Genomic DNA, 23,585 nt, shown 5'->3' with positions numbered 1-23,585 from the left:
ATTTCGATTAGCGAAAATCCCGGAATAGAAAATCTCCGATGCCCGTCGAACAACTCTTCGCATGGATGATGGTTTTCCTGCGCGGGCTCGGCCTGATCCTGCTCCTGCCCACGCTCGGCTCCCGTCCGCTGCCCGCGATGGTGCGCGTCTCGATTTCCGCACTGCTGGCGACCTTGCTCTACGGCCTCGTCCCACGGGCCTCCACGTTGCCCACAGATAACTTCAACCTCGTCCTTGCGAGCATGGGTGAAGTCATCCTCGGCCTCGTGATGGGCTTCGTCGGCCGCCTGATCTTCGCCTCTGTGGACATGGCTGGCCGCCTCATCACCCAGGAAATCGGCCTCTCCGCCGCTCCCGGCATCGATTCGCCCGCGCCCTCCACCGAACCGCTCGCGGCCTTTCTCTCCGCCTTCGCCGGCGTGCTTTTTTTCCTGCTCGGTGGACATCTCGGCGCGCTGAGCGCCTTCGCACGCAGTTTCGATTTTGCCGCCGCCGGCGCTCCCGCGTTCAGCCCCGCTGCTGTCGAGTACCTGATTCGCGGCACGGCGAGCGTCATCGAGCTCGGCTTCCGCATCGCCGCGCCCTTCATCGCGATGAACTTCCTGATCACGCTCGCATTCTCCGTGCTTGGCCGCGCCGTGCCCAAGATGAGCGTCTTCGTGCTCAGTTATCCACTACGCTTCATCGTGGGCTGCTCGCTCCTGGCGAGCTCCGGGGCGTTGATGGCCCGCTACCTCCAGCCGGAGTTTGAACAGCTGCCTTTCGAACTGCTCGAACTCGTCGCCCGCGGAAAAAGCTGATCTTAAAAATGCCCGAGCCGCCGGGATAATTCCGCGGCCGCTTCCATCACCCGCGCAGCCAGCGCCGCATTTTTCTTTGGAGTGAATCGAGCGGCCGAGGCGGTGATGCCGATCGCGGCGACCACCGAATCGCCCGGGCCCGTCACAGGCGCGGCGACACAGCGCACGCCGGGGTGGATCTCCTCGTCGTCGAGGCTGTAACCTTGCGCGCGGATCGTCACGATTTCCTTCCGCAGCTCCGCGAGTGTGGTGATCGTGTTCGGCGTGCGGCGCGTGAGCGGACGCGCGGCGGCGATTTCGCCGAGCTTGTCCGGGTGCAGATACGTCAGGAAAATCTTTCCCGTCGAAGAACAGTGCAGATCGGTGATCGCACCGGGGCGTGATGCGGCGCGAAGAGGGTGGGGGCTGTCGCAAACCGCGACGATCAGCGAACGGTTGTCGCACGGCACGGCGACATGTGCGGTCTCGTCGGTGTCTTTCGCGAGCGCCTGCAAAACCGGCATCGCCTCGCGGCCGATCTCCGTCTCGCCGAGCGCCGCAGTCCCGAGATAGATGAGCGATGGTCCCAGCTTCAGGGTGTTTTGGTCGCGACGGATAAATCCCTCGAGTTCCAGCGTCCGCACGATGCGCAACGCGCTCGTCGCAGGGATTTCCAGATCGCGCGCCAGATCTGCGATGCGTGCTAGCCCGTTACCGTGGGCGACGGCTTTGAGTAGTTGGCAGGCGTTTCGAAGATTCGGAATGACATATTTTTCCATGAGCGGCGGCTGGAACGGGTGAAGATGCGCGTGCGAAGGGTGGGGTAAAGCGCGCAGCGAAATTGACGGTCGGAAATCAGGGCTCGTGCCCGAATTGCCGCTTGACCTGAGAAAGTCGCTTCGTTCATTTGCGGATGTCAAGTTCACTAATGAACTTGATATTGCTTCACCCCAAATATCCCCTGTACATGTTCTGCGCTTTTCGGCGCATGGTTTTCTCACCCTGAAAGCGCATACCACGTCGCTTCGTGAACCGGTCTCACCGCGTTTGCGAAGCAAGCGGGGGCCCCACCTCTGGCCGCACGGTTTTCACCTGAGCTTTGCGGCCGGAGTTTCCCCGCTCCGACGCCACTTGTCCCTGATATGAACCAACCAACACCCCCGGACCGGTCCTCACGCCGTTCCAAGAACTACACCCGCGGCCTCGTTGCTCTCACGCTCCTGGCCGCTGCCTCCACCATCAGCCCCTGCCTGTTCGCCCAAGCCGCTCCGGCCGCCGCATCCCAAGAAGGATCCGGCACCATCCGTGGCCGCGTGTTCGACAACAACGGCGGTAAATACCTCGAAGGCGCGGAAGTCTCGATTGAGGGCTCCACCCTCAGCACCACCACGGAACGCTCCGGCGGCTTCACGTTGAAGAACGTGCCGGCGGGCACCCACACCATCGTGGTCAACTACACCGGCCTCGATACGAAGACCGAGTCCGTCGTAGTCGCATCCGGCCAGACCGCCGAGCTCAGCTTGGGCTTGAGCGAAGGCGAGGTCATCGCACTCTCCGAATTCCGCGTCCAAGGTGCGAAGGAAGGCATGTCCCAGGCTATCGCTCTCCAGAAAGTTTCGTTCCAATCGAAGCTTGTGGCCGCCGCAGACCAGTTCGGCCCCATCGCCGAAGGCAACGTCGGCGAGTACCTCAAATTCCTCCCCGGCCTGAGCGTTGACTACAACGCCAACGACGCCCGCGGCGTCAGTCTCCGCGGCCTCAATACGTCGTTCACCGTTGTCGCGGTCGATGGCACGCCGATGGCCGCCAGCTCGTCTGTGGCCGATACGCGCCGCTTCGAGTTCGAGCAGATCGCGATGAATAACGTCGAGACCACCGAGCTCTTCAAAACCGTCACCCCCGACATCCCGGCTAGCGCGACCGGCGGCTTCGTGAATTTCGTCACCAAGAGCGCTTTCGACCGCCAGGACGTGAGCACGCTTAGCTACGACTTCAATCTGGTCGTCCCGAGCACCAACCTCTCCATCGGCAAAGAGTCCGGCGTCTGGGGCAACGGCAAGGAATTCGTCGCCCGCCCCAACCTCGATCTCAACTACGCTCGTCGCATCAACGACAAGGTTGGCATCAACTTCAACTACCGCTTCTCGGAGCGCTACGACGATTCACCGCGCACCGAGATCACCTGGGTGCCCGAGGCCTCGATGTTCACTGCTCCACGTCTTCAGCAGTATAATATCCGCACCGAGCAAAAGCTGACTCACCGCGAAGCCTTCGCTAGCAAGCTCGATTACCTCATCAGCGATGACACCAAGCTCACCGTCTCCGGCCAGTGGAACTGGTATGATCTGCTCTTCCATCAGCGCGGACCACAGATCCAGCTCGGCTCTGTCGCTGGTGCTAACACTCGGATCGGTGATTCGAACAATCCCACCTTTTCTTCTCGAACCACGTTTGCGCCCTCCGCAGTTTCCGCGCCGGTCGTTCTCAACGACGTTACCTTCCGCAACAAGTACGGTACTACACTTCACTTTAACAGCACGCTGAGTCACGAGTTCAGCAATGCTTCGAAGGCATCACTCACCGCTTACTGGTCGCACGCCGACGGTCAGTATCGTGATTCGAATAAAGGCTTCGTCGGCTCACAGGCGCGTATGATCACCAGCCCGACAACAGTTGACCGTATCGATCTCGCTAACGCCACCACGGGCACCGTTCCAGTGATTCAGCTCTACAATAACGGTGGCACCACGCCGGTATCGCTAGATTATTTGCGCTCGCTCTCCAACTACACGCTGTCCCCGGGCTCCACGCTTCAAGCCCGTCCTTGGACGACCGGAGAGACCAAGACCGGGCTCAACGGCAACTACGTCATCGACCTCCCGATCCAGGCGATTCCAGTCAAGCTCCAGGCAGGTTTTGCCCTCGATAAAACCGAACGCGACATCACCCGTATCACCCTGCGCAGCAGCTTCACCGCCATCACCGGCAGCGCGCTCACGCCTTATCTCGACCAAGGCTTCACGAAGGATGTCGGCTTCGGTTTCGGCTCCTTCCAGACCGTCGATCCGTACAAGATCTACGAGGGCTACCGGAATAACTTCACCGTTTACTTCCAGGACCTCTACCGCGAATTCGAAGAGGACAACCTCGCCGGTTACTTCCGCTTCGATATCAAGCCATGCGCTGATCTCCTGATCGTCGGCGGCTTCCGCTGGGAAGAGCGCCAGATCGACGGATGGGCCGTTGACCGCGCTGTCCCGCGCTCCGGCAAGGCCGTCACCCATCTCGAATACGACAAGGTTTATCCCTCGATCAGCGCGAAATACACCCCGTCCTGGGAAAAAGCGCTCGTTGTGCGCGGTGGCTTCAGCAAGACGGTCGGCCATCCCGACTACGCCGATCTCATCGGCACCGTCACCGTTGAAAGCGCCCCGGGCGCCAACGATGGCTCGATCACCGGTGTGAACCCCGCGCTCAAACCGTACTTCACGGATAACTACGACCTCTCCGCCGAATACTACCTCAAAAATTCCGGCGTGCTCAGCGTCGCGCTCTTCCGCAAGAACGTGCAAAACTACATCGTGGATCGCGGCATGACCGCCGCCGACATCGCTGCTGTTGCCGCGGCCTCCGGCCTCAATCCCGCGCAATTCGTCACTGGCACCATTCGCGATAACGGCCCGGATTCCAGCATCCAGGGCATCGAGCTCGGCTATGCGCAGAACCTGACCTTCCTGCCCGCTCCCTTCGACAAGCTTAACGTGCAGACGAACTTCACCATGAGCGACGCCGATGGCGACGACAACGACGTCCTCTGGGCCCAGCAACGCGGCGCCGCCTCGAAGACCTTTAACTTCGTCCTCGGCTACCGCATCGGCAAATGGTCCATCACCTCCTCGACCAACTGGACCGGCGACACCGTTGCCAGCGGTCTGGTCAACAGCGAGTGGATCCTCGGCACCCGTAACAACAACCCCGCGCTCGATACCCGCATGGTGTCGCTGAAGTCCGACGTCGTCCGCACCGACCTCAAAGTCGAGTACGCGTTCTCCTCGCGCTACAAGGTGTACTTCGCCGTCCAGAACATGCTCGGTGCCGGCCGCGATGATTACCTCCGCGGCTACACTGAAAACCACTCCGAGTACCGCTTGGCCCGTAACCATTACCAGTTCGGCGAGCCCTACTATAACATCGGCGTTCGCGGCACGTTCTAAGACTTCCCGGTTCAAGCAGTCAGACCTCTGTTCTTGGTGTCACAAGGCCAGTCTCCTCCGGGGAGACTGGCCTTTTTCGTGCCCGCTCCGCCCAAAGCGCAGATTATCAACCCGCCCCCTCGCCCGACGCCTGCTCATTCCCCGGCAAAAATTACCCCAGGGTATGCACCCCAGATGTTTTCCGGGATCGGCCGAAAAAACTCAGCCGCCAATAAAGATTTAACTCACTCTCTGTCTGTAGCTAGCACCGCTCCTGCCCCCGCTGGCATCGCCTTTGCATTTAGGGCGGTTCACCCGGCATGGCTGACGAAGACAAAGACTCAAAAACAGAAGAAGCGTCTGGAAAACGCCTCAGCGAAGCCCATGGCAAGGGCCAGTTCGCCCGTTCGCCTGAGATCGCCGTCGTCTTCCTCCTCGCTGCCGCCCTCGGTGGCCTCTCGATGACCGTCGGCACCGCTGCACAGGACATATCCTCGATGGCCCGCAGCACCTTCAGCCAGCTCGCCACCATTCAGCTCCAGCTCGACACCGTGCCCCTGCAACTGGGCGAAACCCTCCTGCTGATGGGCAAAGTCCTCGTTCCCATCCTCGGCGTCTGCACCCTCGCCGCCCTCCTCGCCGGCGGACTTCAGAGCGGCTTCAACCTCACGCCCGACGTCCTCGGCCTGAAGCTCGAAAAACTCAACCCCATCCCCGGCTTCCAACGTATCTTCTCCAAGCAGGCCCTCGTCCACGCCGGCATCGACCTGCTCAAACTCATCTCCATCGGCCTCGTTCTCTGGGCTGCCGCCAAAGGCTTCTTTGAAGACCCGCTTTTCTCCGCCCCCGTCGAAGCCGTTTACCTCGGACACTTTCTCAAACGCTCCACCTTCGAGTTCCTCTCCCGCCTCATCCTTTGCATGGGCATCATCGCAGCCATCAGCTACTGGTACGAACTCATGAAGTCCAAAAAGGATCTCATGATGACCAAGCAGGAGGTCAAAGAAGAGTCCAAGCAGGCCGAAGGTGACGCCCAGACCAAGGGCGCCATGCGCCGCATGGCCCGCCGCCTCATGCAGAAACAGATGCTCGCCGCCGTTCCCACCGCCGACGTCATCGTCACCAACCCGACTCACTACGCCGTCGCCCTCAAATACGAACGCGGCGTCGATCAGGCCCCCGTCATCCTCGCCAAAGGCGAAAACCGCTTCGCCCTCCGCATCAAAGCCCTCGCCGCCGAGCACGGCGTCCCCGTCGTCGAAAACAAACCCGTCGCCCGCATGTTGTATTCACTCGGCACCGTCGGCGAATCCATCCCCTCCGACCTCTACCAGGCCGTCGCCCAGATCCTCGCCTTCGTTTACCGCACCCACCGCTACTACTTCCATCGCTTGAAAACCCGCCGCGTCGAAGCCGCCCAGGCCGCCGCCTGAGTCGCGCGCCCAGTTCCTCCCCTCTCGCTATCGCACCTTCACGCTTTTCCTAAATGGCCGCTTCCAATTCCACCGCCACTCTGCCCGCTCCCATCCAGCACGTTTCCGGCCTCATGAAACGCGCCGACCTCATCTTCACCGGCGCCCTCTTCGGCACCGTGCTGCTGCTGATCGTGCCCGTTCCTCCCTTCCTGCTCGATATGCTGCTCGCGCTCAGCATCGGCATGTCACTGCTCGTCCTGCTCGTGATCGTGTACGTCAAAGATCCGCCCGAGTTCTCCGGCTTCCCCACGATTCTCCTCGGCTTCACGCTTTTCCGCCTCGCGCTGAACATCTGTACCACGCGCCTCATTCTCACCAAAGGCCACGCCGGCGGCGTCATCGAGTCGTTCGGCCACTTCGTGATTCAGGGCAACTACATCGTCGGCTTCGTCGTCTTCCTGATCCTCATCGTCATCAACTTCGTCGTCATCACGAAGGGCGCCGGCCGCATCGCCGAAGTCGCCGCCCGCTTCACGCTCGATGCTCTTCCCGGTAAGCAAATGGCCATCGATGCCGAGCTCAACGCCGGCATCATCGACGAAGCCTCCGCCACCTCCCGCCGCCTCAAGGTCCAGAAAGAAGCCGACTTCTACGGCGCGATGGACGGCGCCTCCAAATTCGTCCGCGGCGACGCCGTCGCCGGCATCCTCATCACCCTGGTCAACATCATCGGCGGTTTCGCCATCGGTGTTTTCCAGATGGATCTCTCTCTCCAGGAATCCCTCACGAAATTTACGCTCCTCTCCATCGGTGACGGCCTCGTCTCCCAGATCCCCGCCCTCATCGTCTCCGTCGCCGCCGGCTTGCTCGTCACCCGTGCCTCGGAAAACACCAACCTCGGCACCCAGGTCGGCCGCCAGCTCGTCCGCTACCCGCGCGCCATCGGCATCACCGCCGGCATGTTGATCACCTTCGGCTTCATGCCCGGCATGCCCATGATTCCCTTCTTCCTCCTCGGAGGCATGGCCGGCTATCTCGCCCACACCCTTAAAAAACAACAGGAAGCCGCCGAACTCGAAGTCCTCGCCCCCGTCACCGGCAAAGACGCCAAACCCGGTGCCAAAGGCTCCGCCTCCGCTCCCACCACCGGCAAAGAAGCCGCCGCCAACGCTCCCGCCTCCGTCAAAGCCGGCGGCGACGACCTCCGCAAACTCATCGACCTCGATGTCTTCGCGATCGAGATCGGCTACGGCCTCCTCCCCATTGCCGACGCCACCAAAGGCGGCGACCTCCTCTCCCGCGTCACCGGCGTCCGCAAGGCCCTGGCCCGCGAAAAAGGCATCATCGTCCCGCCCGTCTCCGTCCGCGATAACCTCGAACTCGAGGCCAACGACTACCGCTTCATGCTCCGCGGCAAAACCATCGCCCGCGGCTCCGTTCTCCCCGGCCGCTGGATGGCTATGAACGTCTCCGGTTCTTCGGTACGCCTCCGCGGCGTCCCCACCCGCGAACCCGTCTTCAACCTCGAAGCCACCTGGATCGACGAAGCCGAAAAGAAGACCGCCGAGCTCAACGGTTACACCGTCGTTGATCCGTCCTCCGTCATGATCACGCACCTCTCCGAATCGCTGAAGTCCATCGCCCACCTCCTCCTCGGCCGCCAGGACGTCCAGACTCTCATCGATCATATCAAGGAAACGCACCCCGCGCTCGTCGCCGAACTCCTGCCCGACCTCGTCAACCTCGGTGTCATCCAGCGCGTCCTCCAGAATCTCCTGCGCGAGAACATCTCGATCCTCAATCTCCCGCTCGTCCTCGAAGGCATCGGCGACTACGCCTCGCTCACCAAGAACCCCGACGACCTCAGCGAACTCGTCCGCCGCCGCCTCGGCCTGTATTTCGTTCCCGAGTACGAGTCGAAGCCCGGCTTCGTCAAAGCCTTCACCCTCGATCCACGTCTCGAGCAAATCCTCGCCGGGAAAATTCACCGCACCGCGTCCGACGTCGGTCTCTCCCTTGATCCCGCCACCGGCCACCACCTCCTCAACGACCTCACCCAGCGCTGCAACGAACTCATCCAGCAAGGCCTCCCCGCCGTGCTCGTGGTTTCGACCGAGGTCCGCCTCCCGCTCAAGCGCTTCTTCGAGCCTTCGCTCCCGCGCCTCGTCGTCCTCGCGTTCCAAGAACTCCCGTCCTCCAGCGAAGTCGAAAACGCCGGCTTCATCCAACTCCCGCCCCATCTCGCCAACCGCCTCGTCGAAACCAAAATGGCCGCTTGAACAGGGGAGGGAGCTTCACCTTGAACGCGCTTTCTCTTTTCACTCTTAGCCCTTCACTCTTCCCTGATGCCTGTCCCCGACCTCAAGCCCGGCGCCACCTATAAATTTACCGTCCGCTCGACGGAAGAAGCGGTGCGCACCATCCGCGAACAGCTCGGCGAACACGCCAAAGTCCTCTCCGTCCGCCAGGTCGGCTCCGGACTCTTCTCGAAGCCGAAGCTCGAAGTCGTCGCCCAAATCTCCGAGCCGCCCGTAGCGACGAGCGCCAGCGAGTCGTCCGAAACTGCCGCACCGGCTTTTTCGCTCCGCTCCGACGAATCCGCGACGCCTCTTTCCGGCGCTCAACGCTCAGCACTCAACACTCAACTCTCCCCGTCCGCGACACTTCCCGCCACCGGTCGCGGCCCCTCCTCCAAAACCGCCGCCCCCTCCGGCGCGCGCCTCCCCGAACTTTTACGCAAAGCCGGCTTCTCAGAATCTCTCGTCACCCGTCTCCAAGCCTCGCCCGCCTTCGCCGGAAACGACGAACGCCCGCTGCACCAGGCGCTCGTCGAAGTCGGCCGCTTCCTCCGCCAGACCGCCGCCAAACGCTCCGCACGCGCGCTTCCGGCGCGTACTGCCTTTCTGGGCACACCCGGCTCCGGCCGCACGACGGCTCTCTGCAAATGGCTCGCCCGCGATGTCTTCGCGAAAAACCGCACCGGTCGCGTCGTCAAAGCTGAGTTCGACCGCCCCAACCCCGCCGAAGGCCTCGCCGTCTTCTGCGAAGCCCTCGGCCTCTCCCTCGAATACCACGCCCCCGCCTCAGACGACTCCACTTCCGTCTCTCAACTCTCAACCCTCAACTCTCAACCGGATCACTTCCTCTACGCCGACCTCCCCGGCCTCTCCCTGCGCAACCCCTCCGAAAACGCCGCGCTCGCCCGTTTCCTCGACACCGAGAAATTCGCCGGCCGTGTCCTCGTCCTCAACGCGGCTTACGACCACGCCATGCTCCGCCGCTGCTACGCCGCCGGCCGCGACCTCGGCGCCACCCACCTCGTCTTCACCCACCTAGACGAACTCGATCACTGGGGAAAACTCTGGGACTACCTCCTCGATGGAGAACTGACCCCGCTCTTCCTCGCCACCGGCCCCAGCCTCACCGGCGATCTCGAAGAAGACGCCATCACCGCCGTCCTCCGCCGCACCCTCCCCGGCGCCTGAGTAAGGGTACAACTCTTACTCCTCCTAAACTTCTTACTCCTCTTAAAACAGATGCGCTCCATTTTTTTCCTCGGTGGTTTTATCGGCTTCTCCCTCGTCGCCCTGACTGGCTGGCTCTCCGACCGCCAGGTCGACCTCGTCCTCCGCGACGCCGCCATCGGCGCGCTCGTCACCGCCATGCTCTTCCGCTGGTTCTGGAACATGTGGATCAAAGCCATCGTTCACATGGTGGAAAAGAAACGCGCCGAAGCCCTCGCCGCCGCCGAAGCCGAGGCCGCCGCCTCCGCCAAACCCGTCACTGCCGCCAAGGCCCGCTAAGCCCGCCTCATCGGCTTCAGGCGTGATCGCCGAGAATCCGCGCGCGGCAAACCTTCAGAATCTCATCCGCCAGCGCTGAGTCGTCCGGACATGCCCGCGACAGCACGAGCGCGCCCACCGCCTGCGCCAGCATCGCGATTCTACGCGCCCGCGCTTCGCCTGACTCTTTTTGTCCCGAGGCCGCCGCATCGCGCTCCAGCGTTGCCAGCTGACTTTCGATACCGTCTGCAAAGGTCTTTTTAACTGATGCCGGCTGCCTCGCCGCGTCTCCACTCAGCGCCGCCAGCGTGCAGCCCCGGCCCAGCGCGTCGCGGTGCTTTCGCGACAGGTATTCCTTCAAAATCGTGGCTGGATCGGCGTCGGCGTTATTCGCCGTCGACTGTGAAAACCCGCACGCCGCCGCCTCCGCCATCAGGTCGGCTTTCGAGGGAAAATGCTTGTAGAAACCGCCGTGGGTGAAGCCCGCCGCTGCCATCAAATCCGCCACGCTCACGCCGTCGTACCCGCGTTCACGGAAAAGGGTGGAGGCTGTCTCTACGATGTGCGTCCGGTTCTCCAGCGCCTGTGTTTTGGTTACTTTCATAAATTTGATCTCGTTCGCAGACTAAGGCTTCGGGAGTTAAAGATGTCAACTGGCATCAAAATCTTGACGCTTAGATTATGGTCATCATCTTTGCATTCTCTTCATATGCCTGCTTCAATTTTGAAAAACAAAACCGCTCTGGTCACCGGAGCCTCTTCCGGCATCGGCCGCGAAATCGCCCAACTGCTCGCCGAACGCGGGGCCCGCGTCTTCGGCACCGCCCGCAATCCACAGTCGGCCACCCCGATCCCTGGCGTCGAAATGATCGCGATGGATGTCACCGACGACGCCAGCGTGGCCGGTGCGGTCCGGAGCATCGTCCAGAAAGCCGGCCCGATCCATTTCGTGGTCAACAACGCCGGCTACGGCCTGACCGGAGCGGTCGAGGAAACCAGCCTCGCGGAAGCCCGGCAGCAGTTTGAGACCAATTTCTTCGGCACCCTGCGCGTGACGAATGCCGTGCTGCCGGAAATGCGGCGGGCGGGCTTCGGCCGCTTCGCCAACATCAGTTCCGTCGTGGGCTTCCTCCCGGCGCCGTTCATGTCCATGTATTCGGCGAGCAAACACGCGATGGAGGGCTACACCGAGTCGCTTGACCACGAAGTGCGCCGCTTTGGAGTTCGCGCGCTGCTCATCGAGCCTTCGTTCACGAAGAGCAACATCAGCCACAGCGGGAAAGACGCCGAACTCCGGCTCGACGACTATTCGGTTCAGCGCGACCTGATTTTGCAGGCGACGCGAAACGGCATCGCGACCGGCGACGATCCGCGCCTGGTGGCCGAAACCGTCTTCACCGCTCTGACCGCCAGCTCGCCACGACTGCGCTACCCGGTTGGCAAAGGCGTCACGTTGAGCCGCCTCCGCCGCTTTTTGCCGGCAGGCGTGTTCGACCGTGCGATCCGCAAACAATTCCAACTGAACTGACCCGGTTTCGATCTCGAGCCCATCCATCCGCTCGCTCACTTCCAGCCAACTCTCCCCGATATGAAAGCCCTCACCTTCACCCGTTACGCCAAGGCCAACAACCTCGCGTTCGCCGACCTTCCCCGTCCCTCACTCAAGCCCGATGAGATGCTCGTCGAGGTCCACGCCGCAGGATTGAATCCGGTCGATACGATGATCCCGAAGGGCCCGTTTAAGCCCTTTCTCCGGTTTCAACTCCCCGCGACATTGGGCAGCGACGTGGCGGGCGTCGTCGTGGAGGTGGGCAGCCGGGTGACTCGCTTCAAGAAGGGCGACGCGGTTTTCGCCAGCGTCTTCGACCTCGGCACGGGAACGCTCGCCGATTTCGCCGTCGTGCCGGAGAGCGCCGCCGCGCTCAAGCCGGCCAATCTCGATTTTGTGCAGGCGGCCTCGGTGCCGATGGTCGGATTGACGACCTGGCAGGCGCTCAAGGAGCGCGCGCGACTCAAGCGCGGCCAGAAGGTGTTCATCCCGGCGGGTTCCGGCGGCATCGGCACGTTTGCGATCCAGCTAGCGAAACACCTCGGGGCCAAAGTCGGTACGACCGTGAGCGCGGGCAGCGTGGAGCTGGTGCGCAGTCTCGGCGCCGACGAAGTGGTCGATTACAAGAAGCAGCAGTTCGAGGACGTGCTGCAGGGCTACGACGCCGTGCTCGGCACCGTCCGCGGAGACGCCCTGATGAAATCGTTGCGTATCCTGAAACCGAATAGCTCGATCGTCTCGCTCATCGGCCCGCCGGACGTCGCCATCGCCCGCGCGCGCGGCATGAATTTCTTCATGAAGTTCGTGTTTGGTTTGTTGAGCGGAAAAATCATCCGCGCCGGGCGCAAAACCGGCACCGCCTATTCATTCCTCTTCGTGCATCCCGACGGCGGCCAGCTCGCGGAAATCGGCGAATTGATCAAAACGGGCAAAATCCGGCCGGTGATCGATAAGGTCTTCCCCTTTGCCGAGGCGAAGGAGGCGCTGGCCTATCTCGAAAAAGGCCGGGCGAAAGGAAAGGTCGTCGTCCGGATGAAGTGAATACCTGCGGGAGGAAAGGAGGGCTGGCGGCTCGCCCGGCGCGCCGGCAAGAAGGACGTCGAGGTCACTAAGAAAGCCCGGCGAGCCAGTACGCGCGAAGCGTCTTATCGACGCGGCGAAGTCCTCGCGTCCCAAGCGGCGGATCTAGCCTGCGGGTTCCCGCAGCAATGAACGCTTTCCGCCCCTGGATCGCGGCGGGCGACGCATTTCGCCTTTTAGAGATTCAGCGAATGCGTCGATAGGAGGCTTATCCGTAAGCCAATTGGCCACAGAACCGTTTGATCTGCGGTATGCGTGTAGACGGCAGGGCAGGGGAGGACGCCACCGTCTCCCTCTCCACGGCAATTTTTGCCGCAGGTGTTTCCTCCCGTTTCGTCCGGGAACCTGAGCCAACCTTTTCCGCGAAAAAAAGATTTTTAAGACACTGGTTTATAGCGTCTTGAGCATTCCGTAAATCGCTTGGCATCAGCCCTGCAAAAGTCTGGGCAGTTACATGATTCACCGCTCACGCATCACCGAGACCCACCCCACGGCCCACCGCTAAGTCCCTCGGTTCTGCCCGCATCACCACCTCATCGCTTCAATCGCTTCCTTGACCACTGCTCTTATGAAAAACGCTTCCTCCGCCGCCCTCGCCCACGCTCCCGAGACCACCCAGTCATCCCCCGCCACCGCCTGGCGCGTGTACCAAGGTGCCCAGTCCGAGAAGATCGACGAAAAAGAGCTCATCGTCCGCTACCTCCCTCTCGTCCGTAACGTCGTTGACCGCATCAAGTTGAATCTCCCCCCGCACGTCGACGTCGATGACCTCTACTCCGTCGGCGTCACCGGCCTCATCGCCGCCGTCCGCAAATACGACCCCGAGCAGGGCCACACTTTCGCCGGTTACGCCACCACCCGCATCCGCGGCGCGATCCTCGACGAACTCCGCCGCCTCGACTGGTGCCCACGCCGCGCCCGAGCCAAGGCCAAGAAGCTCAAAGAATCCATCAACGAACTCGAGCAGAAGCTCGGCCGCGCCGCCTCCGAAGAAGAAGTTCGCAAGCACCTCGGCCTCACGCCGAAGGAATACGCCAAGTGGATGGAAGAGGCCAAACCCGTCTGCTTCATCGCCATCGACCAGACCGCCGACAACGAAGACTCCGACGGCGCCTCCCTACACGAACTCATTGCCGACGAAGCAGACGTCTCCGTCCGTGACCGCATGGAGAAGGAAGAGCTCATGAAGCTCATGGCCGACCGCATCTCCGAGCTCCCCGAGATTCCAAAAAAGATCCTCGGCATGTACTACTTTGAAAACATGCGCCTCGCTGAAATCGCCGCCGTCTTCGATCTCACCGAGTCCCGCATCTGCCAGATCCATGCCCAGACCGTCCTCAGCCTCCGCGCCTACATCAACCGCATGCGCAGCCGCTAAGAAATCACGTATCGTCAGAGTCGGGATGGAAGAATTTGCAGTGCACGTTGCCAGCAACGTGCCGCGTTTGAACCGTGATTATCACGGGAGGAAAAAACTGCCGCGCGGTTACTGTCGCGGGCATTTTACAAAGCAGGCCTAAAGCCCTGCGCCCGATGAGCCGTTAGGGGGAAACGCCTAGAAACACACCATGCTCATCATCATCGGAGCTCTCATCGTATTAGGATCGACCCTCGGCGGGTTCATGATCGCCGGCGGCAATCCCGTCGTGCTCCTGCACGTCTCCGAATTCGTGGTCATCCTCGGCGTGGGCATCGGTGTCGTCGTCATCGCCAGCCCCGCCCACATCATCAAAGAGATCGTCCACAAGACCAAGCACGCCATGTTCGGCAAAGCCGCCGACAAGAAGGAGTACTTCGATCTCCTCAAGATGCTCTATGAAATCTTTATGGTCGGCCGCCGCAACGGCCTGATCGCCCTCGAAGAACACGTCACCAATCCGAAGGGCTCTTCCATTTTCGCGAAATACCCCAACATCACCGGCAATCACGAGCGCATGCAGTTTCTTCTCAACGGCATGAAACCCGTCATCGACGGCAAGATTAAGCCCGACCAGCTCGAAGACCTCATGCTCACCGAACTCGACGCCAAGTCCGCCGAGGCTGATCACCCCGTCCACACCCTTCAAATGGTCGCCGATTCCATGCCCGCCATCGGCATCGTCGCCGCCGTTCTTGGCATCATCAACACCATGTCCGCCATCGCCGAAGGCCCCGAGGCCGTCGGTGAAAAAGTCGCCGCCGCCCTCACCGGCACGCTCCTCGGCATTTTCGTATCCTACGGCTTCATCGCCCCGCTCGCCGCCCGTATCCACACCATGAATCAGGGCGACACCCAGTACCTGCGCTGCATCCTCTCCGCCGTCGCCGGCTTCGCCAAAGGCCTCGCCCCGCTCACCGCCGTGGAAGTCGCCCGCCGCTCGCTCGACAGCACCGTCCAGCCGAGTTCCGACGAACTCGAGACCACCCTCAAGTCCATGCCCGCCCCGGGCAAGTAACCCTCGCTGATCACTCGTTATGGCCGGAAAAGGAGGAGCCTGGAAAGTTGCCTACGCGGACTTCGTTACCGCGATGATGGCCCTTTTCATGGTCTTGTGGATCTGCTCGCAGGACAAAGAAGTCCTCATCGCCACCTCCGAGTATTTTCAGAATCCCTTTAACTCGCCGATGAAGGCATCCTCCGGCGTCATGCCTTTCGACAGCAAAGCGTCGAAATCCAACGCCTCCGGCGAAGGCAAGGATGACTCCTCCAACGCCGTTAATCTCCAGTTCCTGAACTCCATCGCGAAAGACTTCTTCCGCATGATGCAGCTCGACGAAGACCTCGCCGACAAACCCATCGACATCCAGGTCACCAGCGACGGCCTCCGCGTGAATCTCTTCGACCGCGCCCGCCAGCCCATCTTTCAAAAAAACACCGCCGAGTTCACCGAATGGGGCCGCTTCGTCATGCAAAGCCTCGCCTGGATGATCGACCGCAACCGCTTCCACGTCGTCATCGAAGGCCACACCCGCCCCGGCCTCGATCTGCCGAAACCCGAGTACACTCCGTGGGAACTCTCCGCCGACCGCGCCAACGCCTCCCGCCGCGCCCTCACGCACTACGCCGTGGATGATGAACAAATCGACCGCGTCACTGGCTACGCCGCCACCCGTCCGCTCCCTGACCAGCCCAAAGATTCCGAAGCGCAGCAGCGCGTCACCCTCAGCCTCACCGTCGGCCGTACCAAGGAAAAGGATACGGAAAAGCCCGCCAAACCCGGCACCGCCACGCCCAAACCCGCCACCCCCGCCGCCGCTCCTCGCGCGCCCGCAACAACCACGATCGGCTCCGCCCGCACGCCTGCCCCCACGCCCGGTCTCGCCGGCTCGCACTAAACCCCTTTCACTCGTCCCTCCCCCGATGAAATCCTTTCTCTCCGGCCGCTCCCACGCCTCCTCTGATTCGCTCCAGGCACCTCCCGGTAGCAACCCTGGCTTCATCGCCAAAGCGACTTCTATTGGCGGCGTCCACAAAGACCATGCCCAGGCCGGCGGCCCGACTGTCGAGTGCGTGAAACAAGGCGACAAAGTCACCCGCCTCATCGTCACCTGCGCCTGCGGCGACCGCATCGAGATCGAGTGCATCTACCCCGCCGGCGGCTGAGCGCTGCCGTCCATGCCGGATTCTCGTCACCGGCCTAAGATCCATTCGCGCCAGAGACTGCACAAACTGCTTAAGCGGTCCCCGTCCCGCGTCGAATAACTCTTCGGACTGTCTGCTCATGCCAGGCGGCCACGTCGTCGCTCCATGTTTGTACCGGTGCCCCATGCATACCCTGCCACCTCCATCTCTACCCGCATCGGACCCCCAGCATGTTCTGATCATCGATGACGATCCCCTGATGCGGGAGTACATGGCGTTTAATCTTTCCGCTGACGGCTACACCGTTTTCGAAGCCTCCAGCGCCCGGGAAGGACTCGATATGTGCCAGCGGCTCTCGGTCGATGTGATCATCTCGGATATCGTGATGGAAGGGGCCGATGGCTATGAAATCCTCGATGCTCTGCGTGCCAAGACGGCCACCGCAACCATTCCGCTGATTTTGATCACGGCCTCGGGTGGACAAAAAGACGTGCGCAAAGCCATGTCCAGGGGCGCCGACGATTTTCTCCACAAGCCCTTCTCCGTCGATGAACTCCGCTCGGCGGTGCAGGCCCAGCTGCGCAAACGCGCCGAGCTGAAAAACCAGGCGGAGCGCGCCCTGCTCGAACTGCGCGCCAGCATCAGCCTCGCGTTTCCCCACGAACTGAACACCCCGCTCAACGGCATCATCGGCTGCGCGGAGATCATCAAGATCGATGCCCACGAGGCGAATCCCGCCGGCCTGATCGAGATGGCCGATAACATCATCGTTTCCGCGCAACGCCTCCAGCGTCTCACGGACCGGTTTCTCGCCTTTGCGAGCACCGAGCTGATTGCGCTCAACGCCGCCGAGCTCGCCAAGGCCCGCGCCCTTCGCACATCCGGACCCGCGGAGCTGATCGCTACGATCGCGGCCAGGATCGCCGCTGACTACAAACGCGCTGCCGATCTTACGGTGGAAAAGGCACCCGGCACGCTGGCGATCTCCACCGACTTTGTAAGCCGCATCGCCGGGGAGATCATCGATAACGCCTTCAAATTCTCGAAGCCCGGCACCCACGTGCGCGTTCTCATGGAGTGCAATCCGGTCGGCTATTCGATCCGCATCGTCGATCAAGGCCGCGGCATGTCGCCCGAGCAGATAGCGCGCATCGGCAGTTACTCTCAATTTGATCGCAAAAAATACGCGCACGAAGGCCTGGGTCTAGGGCTCGTCACTGCCCAGCGCATCGCCGATTTGCACGGCGGCTACCTGCAGGTCGAGAGCTGCGCCGGCGGTGGGTGTACCGTCACCATCCAGCTCCCGCTCGTCCCGGAACCCGCATCGATCGTCACCGCCTCCCGATGACACCGGCGAAAACATTCATGGCCGCTTCCTCCGATTCCATCCGTGTTCAACGCGCGAGCGGCCACCAGCCATGACCAGCGCCGACCTCACCTTGACGCCGCAATTGTTCGCCGAGGCGTTCCCCTTTCACTTCGCAATCGATACGGACCTGCGGATCGTCCAGTGCGGACGCTCCCTCACGAAACTCTGCCCGGCCATGCGCGAAGGCGCGGTCTTTGCGGATATTTTTCAGATCGTGCGCCCGCCGCTCGAACTGCATTTCGAAAATCTGCGCTCCATCGCACGCCAAAGCGTCGTCCTCGCCACCGCCAGTCGTGAGGTGATTTTGCGGGGCCAGTTTGTGGAGCTATCGCCGGTGCTCGTTTTCCTCGGCTCGCCCTGGGTCACCACGCCGCACGAACTCAGCCGCAGCGGACTTTCGCCGGCCGATTTTGCCTTGCATGATCCGATCTCCGATCTGCTGGAAATCGTGCGATTAAAAGATGCGGCGCTCGCTAGCGCCAGCCACCTCACGAGCGAACTCGACGCGCGTCATCGCGAGCAGACCGTGCTCAACGAATCCCTGCGCCGCCAGATGGATGAGAGCCGCAAGCTCGATCTCGCGCTCCGCGAAAGCGAACGCAACTACCGCATCGTCGCCAACAGTCTCCGCGAAGTGCTTTTCCAGACAGATACCGCCGGCCGCTGGACGTTTCTTAACCCCGCCTGGCAGGAGATCACCGGCCACAGCGTCGCCGACAGCCTCGGCAAACCCTTCCTCGACTTCGTCCATCACGAGGACGTCCCAGGTAACATGGAGAAATTCAGGCCCTTGATCGCGCGCGAAAAAGATTACTGCCGCCACGAGGTCCGCTACCTCACTGCCGCTGGCGGTCACCGCTGGGTCGAGGTTCACGCCCGTCTCACCTTCGACGATGATGGCCGGGTCACCGGCACCGCCGGCACGATCAACGATATCACCGAACGCCGTCAGGCCGACGAACGCTTCCGGGTGCTTTTCCAAAACTCCCTCGATGCCCATCTGCTCTTCGACGAATCGGGAATCGTCGATTGCAACGAAGCTGCCGTGCGCATGCTCCGGTGCCGCTCGAAGTCGGAGGTTTTGCACCAGCATCCCGCGCGCCTCTCGCCCGAACTCCAGCCCGACGGCCGCAAATCCTGCGAGAAATGCGTGGAGATGGATGCACTCGCGCGAAGCCAGGGCCATCACCGGTTCGAGTGGCTGCACCGTCGCATCGACGGCGAGAATTTCCTTGTGGAAGTCAGTCTCACGCCCGTCGTGATCAACGACCGGCCTGCACTGCTCGCCGGCTGGCACGACATCACCGAGCGCCACCGTCACGCCCAGGCCTTGCTCAAGGCCAAGGAGGCCGCCGAGTCGGCCAATCGCGCCAAAAGCGATTTCCTCGCCACCATCAGCCACGAAATCCGCACACCGATGAACGGCATCATCGGCATGACCAATCTCGTCATGGAGACACCGCTCTCGACCAAGCAGCTCCAGTACGTGCAGACCCTGCGGCGCTCCGCCGAATCGCTCATGAGCGTCATCAACGACGTGCTCGACCACTCGAAGATCGAGGCCGGCATGCTCGCCGTGGAGAAAATCGGTTTCGACCTGCGCACGACCGTCGAGGAAGCCGTTCGTCTGTTCGTCGGCCGCGCCGAGGAGAAGGGCCTGCGCTACGATCTGAAAATCGCGCCCTCGCTCCCGCGTTACGTGATGGGTGACCCCGCCCGGCTCCGGCAGATAGTGCTTAATTTCATCGGCAACGCTCTGAAATTCACGCCCAAAGGCGCGATCGGTGTGTCCGTCGATCCCGCCGCCAGTCCGCCCGGCCAGGCCCCTGAATTTGTCATCGCCGTGGCCGATACCGGCGTGGGCATACGACCGGAGAAGCAGGCTCTTGTATTCGAAAAATACAGTCAGGCGGAGAGCTCGACCTCGCGCGAGTACGGTGGCTCGGGACTCGGCCTTTCCATCTGCCGCCAGCTCGCCTCACTGATGGGCGGTTCCGTCGGCCTCACCAGCCGTCTCGGCGAAGGCTCGACGTTCTGGGTGAGATTGCCACTCGAGGAAGCGGGCGCCGATTTTCCGGCGCCCGCGAATTCTCCCATCGCAGAAAACGCCTCGCAGCGGCCCGCCTCCGTGCAGTTTCCCGGAGCCTCGATATTGCTCGTGGAGGATAACACCACCAACCAGCTGCTCGCCTCCGAACTCCTCGCGAAGCTGGGTTGCGAGGTCCATATCGCCGAGAACGGCCTGCGGGCGGTCGAGATGGTTACGTCCCGCACCTACGATCTCGTTTTAATGGATTGCCACATGCCCGAGATGGATGGCTTCGCAGCGACCCAGGCGATCCGCGCGCAGGAGGGGGACCGGCATCAGCCGATCATAGCACTCACCGCCAACGCCATGCAGGGTGATCGCGAACGCTGTCTTGCCGCAGGCATGGATGACTACCTCACCAAGCCCATCGAACTCTCGCTGCTTGCACAAAAAATGGCCCGCTGGCTTCGCCCCGCGAAAGCAGCCGCATCAGCCTCCGCCCCCGTTGAGCCCGCTACATTTGCTCCGGTCCTGTCCAGCTGCGTGAATCTTGAATCCGCGCTCAAGCGCATGGGCGGTAATCAAAAACTCCTCCGCAAACTGGCCGGTTCCTTCTGTGATGCGTTTCCCGCATCTCGTGATCGGCTCCTGTCGGCCATCTCCCGGCGAGATGCCAAAGAAACCGGCATCGTCGCCCACACCCTGCGCGGCACGACCAGCATGTTCTCGGCGGACAAAGCCGTGGCGCTTCTCGCAGCACTGGAAAACTCCGCGGCCTCCGCCAACTGGGAACAGATCGATGCCGCCGCTCCTGAGTTCGAGCAGGAGATGCGCGCCGTGATCGATGCGCTCCGGCAAATCGGCGCAAGCGCCCCCGTGACCTAAGCCGCCACGCATCGTCCCCGTCTGCTCATTCAATTACCCGCCCAAAAAATGAAAATCCATACACTCAGCTGGCAGCCCGGTTCCGGCTGGAACCGTCCGCCCTCATCGGTCACCGGCCCGGTTCAACTCATCCTCTATTTCGGCGGCCGTGACGTGCTCGCTCAGCCCGACTCGCCAGTTCATGCGCTCCACGCCGCTTTTCCCGACGCGGTTTGCGCAGGCTGCAGCTCCGCGGGCGAAATCACCGGACAGACCGTCGGCGACGATGGCTTGGTGGCCTCGCTGATCATGTTCGAGCACGCGACGGTGCGGGGCGCATCGGTGGCAGTCGCCAGCCCGCAGGATAGTTTTTCGGCCGGTCGCGAACTGGGCGCGCAACTCGTGGCTCCCGGCCTTCGCCACGTGCTCGTCCTGAGCGACGGGCTCAAGGTTAACGGCACCACGCTCACCGCCGGATTGCGCGAAGCCCTGCCCGCTGGCGTGCTCGCCAGTGGCGGACTAGCCGGTGATGGGGCGCGGTTCGAAAAAACTTTTGTCGGACTTGGAAACGATATCGGTGCCCAAAAAGTGGTGGGCATTGGATTTTATGGCGCCCGTTTGAATATCGCTCCGGGCTCCGCTGGCGGCTGGGAACCGTTTGGTCCGACCCGTTTGATCACGCGCTCCGAAGGCAACGTGCTTTACTCGCTCGACGACCAGCCCGCGCTTGCCGTGTACAAACGCTACCTCGGTGAGCTCGCGGATAAACTCCCGTCTTCCGGACTGCTTTTCCCTCTACAGCTGCTTTCCCGCCGCGATGAGAAAGAGGGCGTCGTGCGCACCATTCTCGCGGTTGACGAGGCGACCCAGTCGCTGGTGTTTGCGGGCGATCTGCCTCAAGGCCAGTACGCGCGCCTCATGAAGGCCAACTGCGACGCTCTCGTCACGGGTGCCGAAAATGCGGCGGCCATGGCGCTGCGAGAAGGCGGCGATGCCACCCGGCTCGTCGTGCTGGTGAGCTGCGTCGGCCGCAAACTCGTCATGGGCCAGCGTGTGGAAGAAGAAGTGGAGGCCGTGGTCGGCCGCATGGGCTCGAACGCGAGCGCGGTTGGTTTTTATTCCTATGGTGAAATCTCTCCCTCGGGCCTGGTCCACGGCTGCGACCTGCACAACCAGACGATGACCCTGACCGTATTCGAAGAAACCTAAGATGCACCCGCTGCTCGCACGCCAGCTCCGTAAGTTTTCCCCCGCGCTTGCCGAAGACGCGGGCTGCCGCGCATTGCTTGAAGCTGTCTCCCGCGCCTACGCGGACCACGAGCAGGACCGCCGGTTGATCGAGCAGACTCTGGAAACGGCCTCCGCCGAGCTGACTGAGACCAACGAGAAACTCCGCCGCGAATCCGAGGAGCGCATGCGTTCGCTGAGCAATTATTACCAGCGCACGCTCGAGATGCAGGAAGGCATGACGCTCTGCTTTCACAAAACGGAAAAAGGTTTTGCGCACACGCTGTGCCGGGGCCGGCTGGCCACGCGCCTGGGCTGGCTCCCCGAGCGGGTCGAAGGCCGGTTGCTGGGAGAATTTCTCGATCCAATCCAGGCGCGCGAGATGGATGCGGTGTATCAACGCGCGTGGAGCGGCGATCAGTGTTCGTACGAAGGCACCTCGGTCGATGGCAGTCTGACTTTTCTCGCTCACCTCAGCCCGCGCCTGGAAAAGGACGTCGTGTGCGAAGTGATTTTCTCCGGCGTGGAAATCACCGTGCGCAAAAAGATGGAGCACGAAATGCGTGCCGCGAAGGAGCGCGCTGAAAACGCCGACCGCGCCAAGACTGAATTTCTGGCGATGATGAGCCACGAGATTCGCACACCGCTCAACGCGGTGCTGGGGTTCGCCCAGCTCCTCCGCGAATCGAATCTGCTCCCGAAAGAGCGCGAGTGGCTCAAACAAATCTCCACCAGCGGCGAGAGCCTGCGCGACATCATCGGCGAGATCCTGGACTACTCGAAGATCGAGGCCGGCCAGCTGGAGTTGTATCACGAGGCCATCGAACTCCGACCCTGGCTCACGGAGCTGCTTGAGATGTTTCAGGAACGCGCGAAGCAAAAAAATATCCGGATACAACTGGAGTTCGCCCAAGACTGCCCGAAGACAATCGCGACGGACGCCACGCGCCTTCGCCAGATCTTCGTCAACCTGGTGGGCAACGCGCTGAAATTCACCAAAGAGGGCAGCATTGTGATCTCGGCGGACAGCGATCCCTCCAACGATCCGAAGCATCCGGCGACGTTGCGTTTCAGCGTTCGCGACTCCGGGATCGGCATTCCGAAAGACCGGCACGACCGCATTTTCAAAGTCTTCAGTCAGGCGGACACATCGACCACGCGTTCATACGGAGGCACGGGCCTGGGCCTGGCGATCACGCAAAGACTCGTGGGTGCGCTCGGTGGTGAAATCGGTTTCGTCAGCGCGGCAGGCGAAGGCTCGACCTTTTTTTTCACCATCAAAGCCGAATGCTCCGATTGCCACACCGACGACTCACCAGGCTCACACCGTGTTCTGGTCATCGAGGACGATCCGACGAACCGGCTGCTCATGGAAGAACTGCTGTGCTGTCTCGGCTGCGTCGTGGATTTCGCCGACGATGAAAAGAGGGCGCTCGCACTCGTGGATGGAGGAAAAGTTTTCGATGCCGTTTTGATGGATGCGCAGTTGTTCCGGGGCGGACAATCCACTGCGGCGCTGGAAATCGCCGGCCGCCTTAAAAACGGTCCCCGCCCACGCTTCATCGCGATCGCGACCGAGGGCTCTGTCACGCCAGAGCTGGATAGTCGTTGGGGCATCGATGCGCTTTTGCTCCGGCCGGTCGATGTCGCCGCGCTCAGTGCAGAACTGGCCCTGGTGGGCGCGCGCTCCCTGCAGACCAGTCCACACCGGTAATCTTCCGCTCCTCGTCACCACG

The 23,585-nt window shown here is 62.0% G+C and carries 18 protein-coding genes; 16 read left to right on the top strand and 2 right to left on the bottom strand.

Annotated features, from left to right (window positions below):
- Positions 1–38: 38 nt before the first annotated feature.
- Complete coding sequence (locus tag CMV30_RS06675) at positions 39–800, top strand: flagellar biosynthetic protein FliR (protein ID WP_096055292.1); 762 nt, start codon at positions 39–41, stop codon at positions 798–800.
- A gap of 2 nt (positions 801–802) precedes the next feature.
- Here the strand turns inward: CMV30_RS06675 and CMV30_RS06670 are convergent, their stop codons facing one another.
- Positions 803–1,705: an IclR family transcriptional regulator gene (locus CMV30_RS06670; protein WP_138223172.1), complete on the bottom strand. Its 903-nt coding sequence runs from the start codon at positions 1,703–1,705 to the stop codon at positions 803–805.
- A 216-nt stretch (positions 1,706–1,921) separates the two neighbouring features.
- On the opposite strand from CMV30_RS06670, the gene CMV30_RS06665 reads away from it, so the two are divergent.
- The 5 genes from CMV30_RS06665 (at position 1,922) to CMV30_RS06645 (ending at position 10,190) form a co-directional block, all read left to right on the top strand.
- On the top strand, positions 1,922–4,993 hold the full coding sequence (locus tag CMV30_RS06665; protein ID WP_096055290.1) for a TonB-dependent receptor: 3,072 nt from the start codon (positions 1,922–1,924) through the stop codon (positions 4,991–4,993).
- Positions 4,994–5,292: 299 nt separating this feature from the next.
- Entirely contained in the window at positions 5,293–6,405 is a 1,113-nt protein-coding gene (locus tag CMV30_RS06660; protein ID WP_096055289.1) for an EscU/YscU/HrcU family type III secretion system export apparatus switch protein, read from the top strand.
- Positions 6,406–6,458: 53 nt separating this feature from the next.
- Positions 6,459–8,666 (top strand): flagellar biosynthesis protein FlhA, encoded by a 2,208-nt coding sequence (gene flhA / locus CMV30_RS06655; protein ID WP_245844423.1) that lies wholly within the window; start codon positions 6,459–6,461, stop codon positions 8,664–8,666.
- Positions 8,667–8,732: 66 nt separating this feature from the next.
- Entirely contained in the window at positions 8,733–9,872 is a 1,140-nt protein-coding gene (locus tag CMV30_RS06650) for a flagellar biosynthesis protein FlhF (RefSeq protein ID WP_096055288.1), read from the top strand.
- Positions 9,873–9,923: 51 nt separating this feature from the next.
- Positions 9,924–10,190 (top strand): hypothetical protein, encoded by a 267-nt coding sequence (locus CMV30_RS06645; protein ID WP_096055287.1) that lies wholly within the window; start codon positions 9,924–9,926, stop codon positions 10,188–10,190.
- A 16-nt stretch (positions 10,191–10,206) separates the two neighbouring features.
- Here the strand turns inward: CMV30_RS06645 and CMV30_RS06640 are convergent, their stop codons facing one another.
- The gene (locus tag CMV30_RS06640; protein WP_096055286.1) at positions 10,207–10,773 is read right to left on the bottom strand and encodes a TetR/AcrR family transcriptional regulator; all 567 of its coding nucleotides are present in this window, start codon (positions 10,771–10,773) and stop codon (positions 10,207–10,209) included.
- A 105-nt stretch (positions 10,774–10,878) separates the two neighbouring features.
- Here CMV30_RS06640 and CMV30_RS06635 point away from each other — a divergent pair, with 105 nt between their 5' ends.
- From CMV30_RS06635 to CMV30_RS06590, 10 genes are all read left to right on the top strand, one after another.
- The gene (locus tag CMV30_RS06635) at positions 10,879–11,697 is read left to right on the top strand and encodes an oxidoreductase (RefSeq protein WP_096055285.1); all 819 of its coding nucleotides are present in this window, start codon (positions 10,879–10,881) and stop codon (positions 11,695–11,697) included.
- A gap of 60 nt (positions 11,698–11,757) precedes the next feature.
- On the top strand, positions 11,758–12,759 hold the full coding sequence (locus CMV30_RS06630; RefSeq protein WP_096055284.1) for an NADP-dependent oxidoreductase: 1,002 nt from the start codon (positions 11,758–11,760) through the stop codon (positions 12,757–12,759).
- Between the two features lie 607 nt (positions 12,760–13,366).
- Positions 13,367–14,176 carry a FliA/WhiG family RNA polymerase sigma factor gene (locus CMV30_RS06625; protein WP_096055283.1) on the top strand — a complete coding sequence of 270 codons (810 nt, stop codon included), beginning with the start codon at positions 13,367–13,369 and terminating at the stop codon, positions 14,174–14,176.
- 190 nt (positions 14,177–14,366) lie between these two features.
- Positions 14,367–15,233: a motility-associated protein gene (locus tag CMV30_RS06620; protein ID WP_096055282.1), complete on the top strand. Its 867-nt coding sequence runs from the start codon at positions 14,367–14,369 to the stop codon at positions 15,231–15,233.
- 19 nt (positions 15,234–15,252) lie between these two features.
- The gene (locus CMV30_RS06615) at positions 15,253–16,113 is read left to right on the top strand and encodes a flagellar motor protein MotB (protein ID WP_096055281.1); all 861 of its coding nucleotides are present in this window, start codon (positions 15,253–15,255) and stop codon (positions 16,111–16,113) included.
- 25 nt (positions 16,114–16,138) lie between these two features.
- Complete coding sequence (locus CMV30_RS06610; RefSeq protein WP_096055280.1) at positions 16,139–16,381, top strand: hypothetical protein; 243 nt, start codon at positions 16,139–16,141, stop codon at positions 16,379–16,381.
- A gap of 163 nt (positions 16,382–16,544) precedes the next feature.
- On the top strand, positions 16,545–17,708 hold the full coding sequence (locus tag CMV30_RS06605) for a hybrid sensor histidine kinase/response regulator (protein WP_175414759.1): 1,164 nt from the start codon (positions 16,545–16,547) through the stop codon (positions 17,706–17,708).
- A 70-nt stretch (positions 17,709–17,778) separates the two neighbouring features.
- On the top strand, positions 17,779–20,643 hold the full coding sequence (locus CMV30_RS06600; RefSeq protein WP_096055278.1) for a PAS domain S-box protein: 2,865 nt from the start codon (positions 17,779–17,781) through the stop codon (positions 20,641–20,643).
- A gap of 48 nt (positions 20,644–20,691) precedes the next feature.
- Positions 20,692–21,831, top strand: coding sequence for an FIST signal transduction protein (locus tag CMV30_RS06595; RefSeq protein WP_096055277.1), 1,140 nt, complete (start codon positions 20,692–20,694; stop codon positions 21,829–21,831).
- A 1-nt stretch (position 21,832) separates the two neighbouring features.
- Positions 21,833–23,563 (top strand): ATP-binding protein, encoded by a 1,731-nt coding sequence (locus CMV30_RS06590; RefSeq protein WP_096055276.1) that lies wholly within the window; start codon positions 21,833–21,835, stop codon positions 23,561–23,563.
- The last annotated feature ends 22 nt before the right edge of the window (positions 23,564–23,585 follow it).

Source organism: Nibricoccus aquaticus, assembly GCF_002310495.1.
Classification (GTDB): Bacteria; Verrucomicrobiota; Verrucomicrobiia; order Opitutales; family Opitutaceae; genus Nibricoccus; species Nibricoccus aquaticus.
This window is presented reverse-complemented; position numbering and strand designations above follow the sequence as displayed.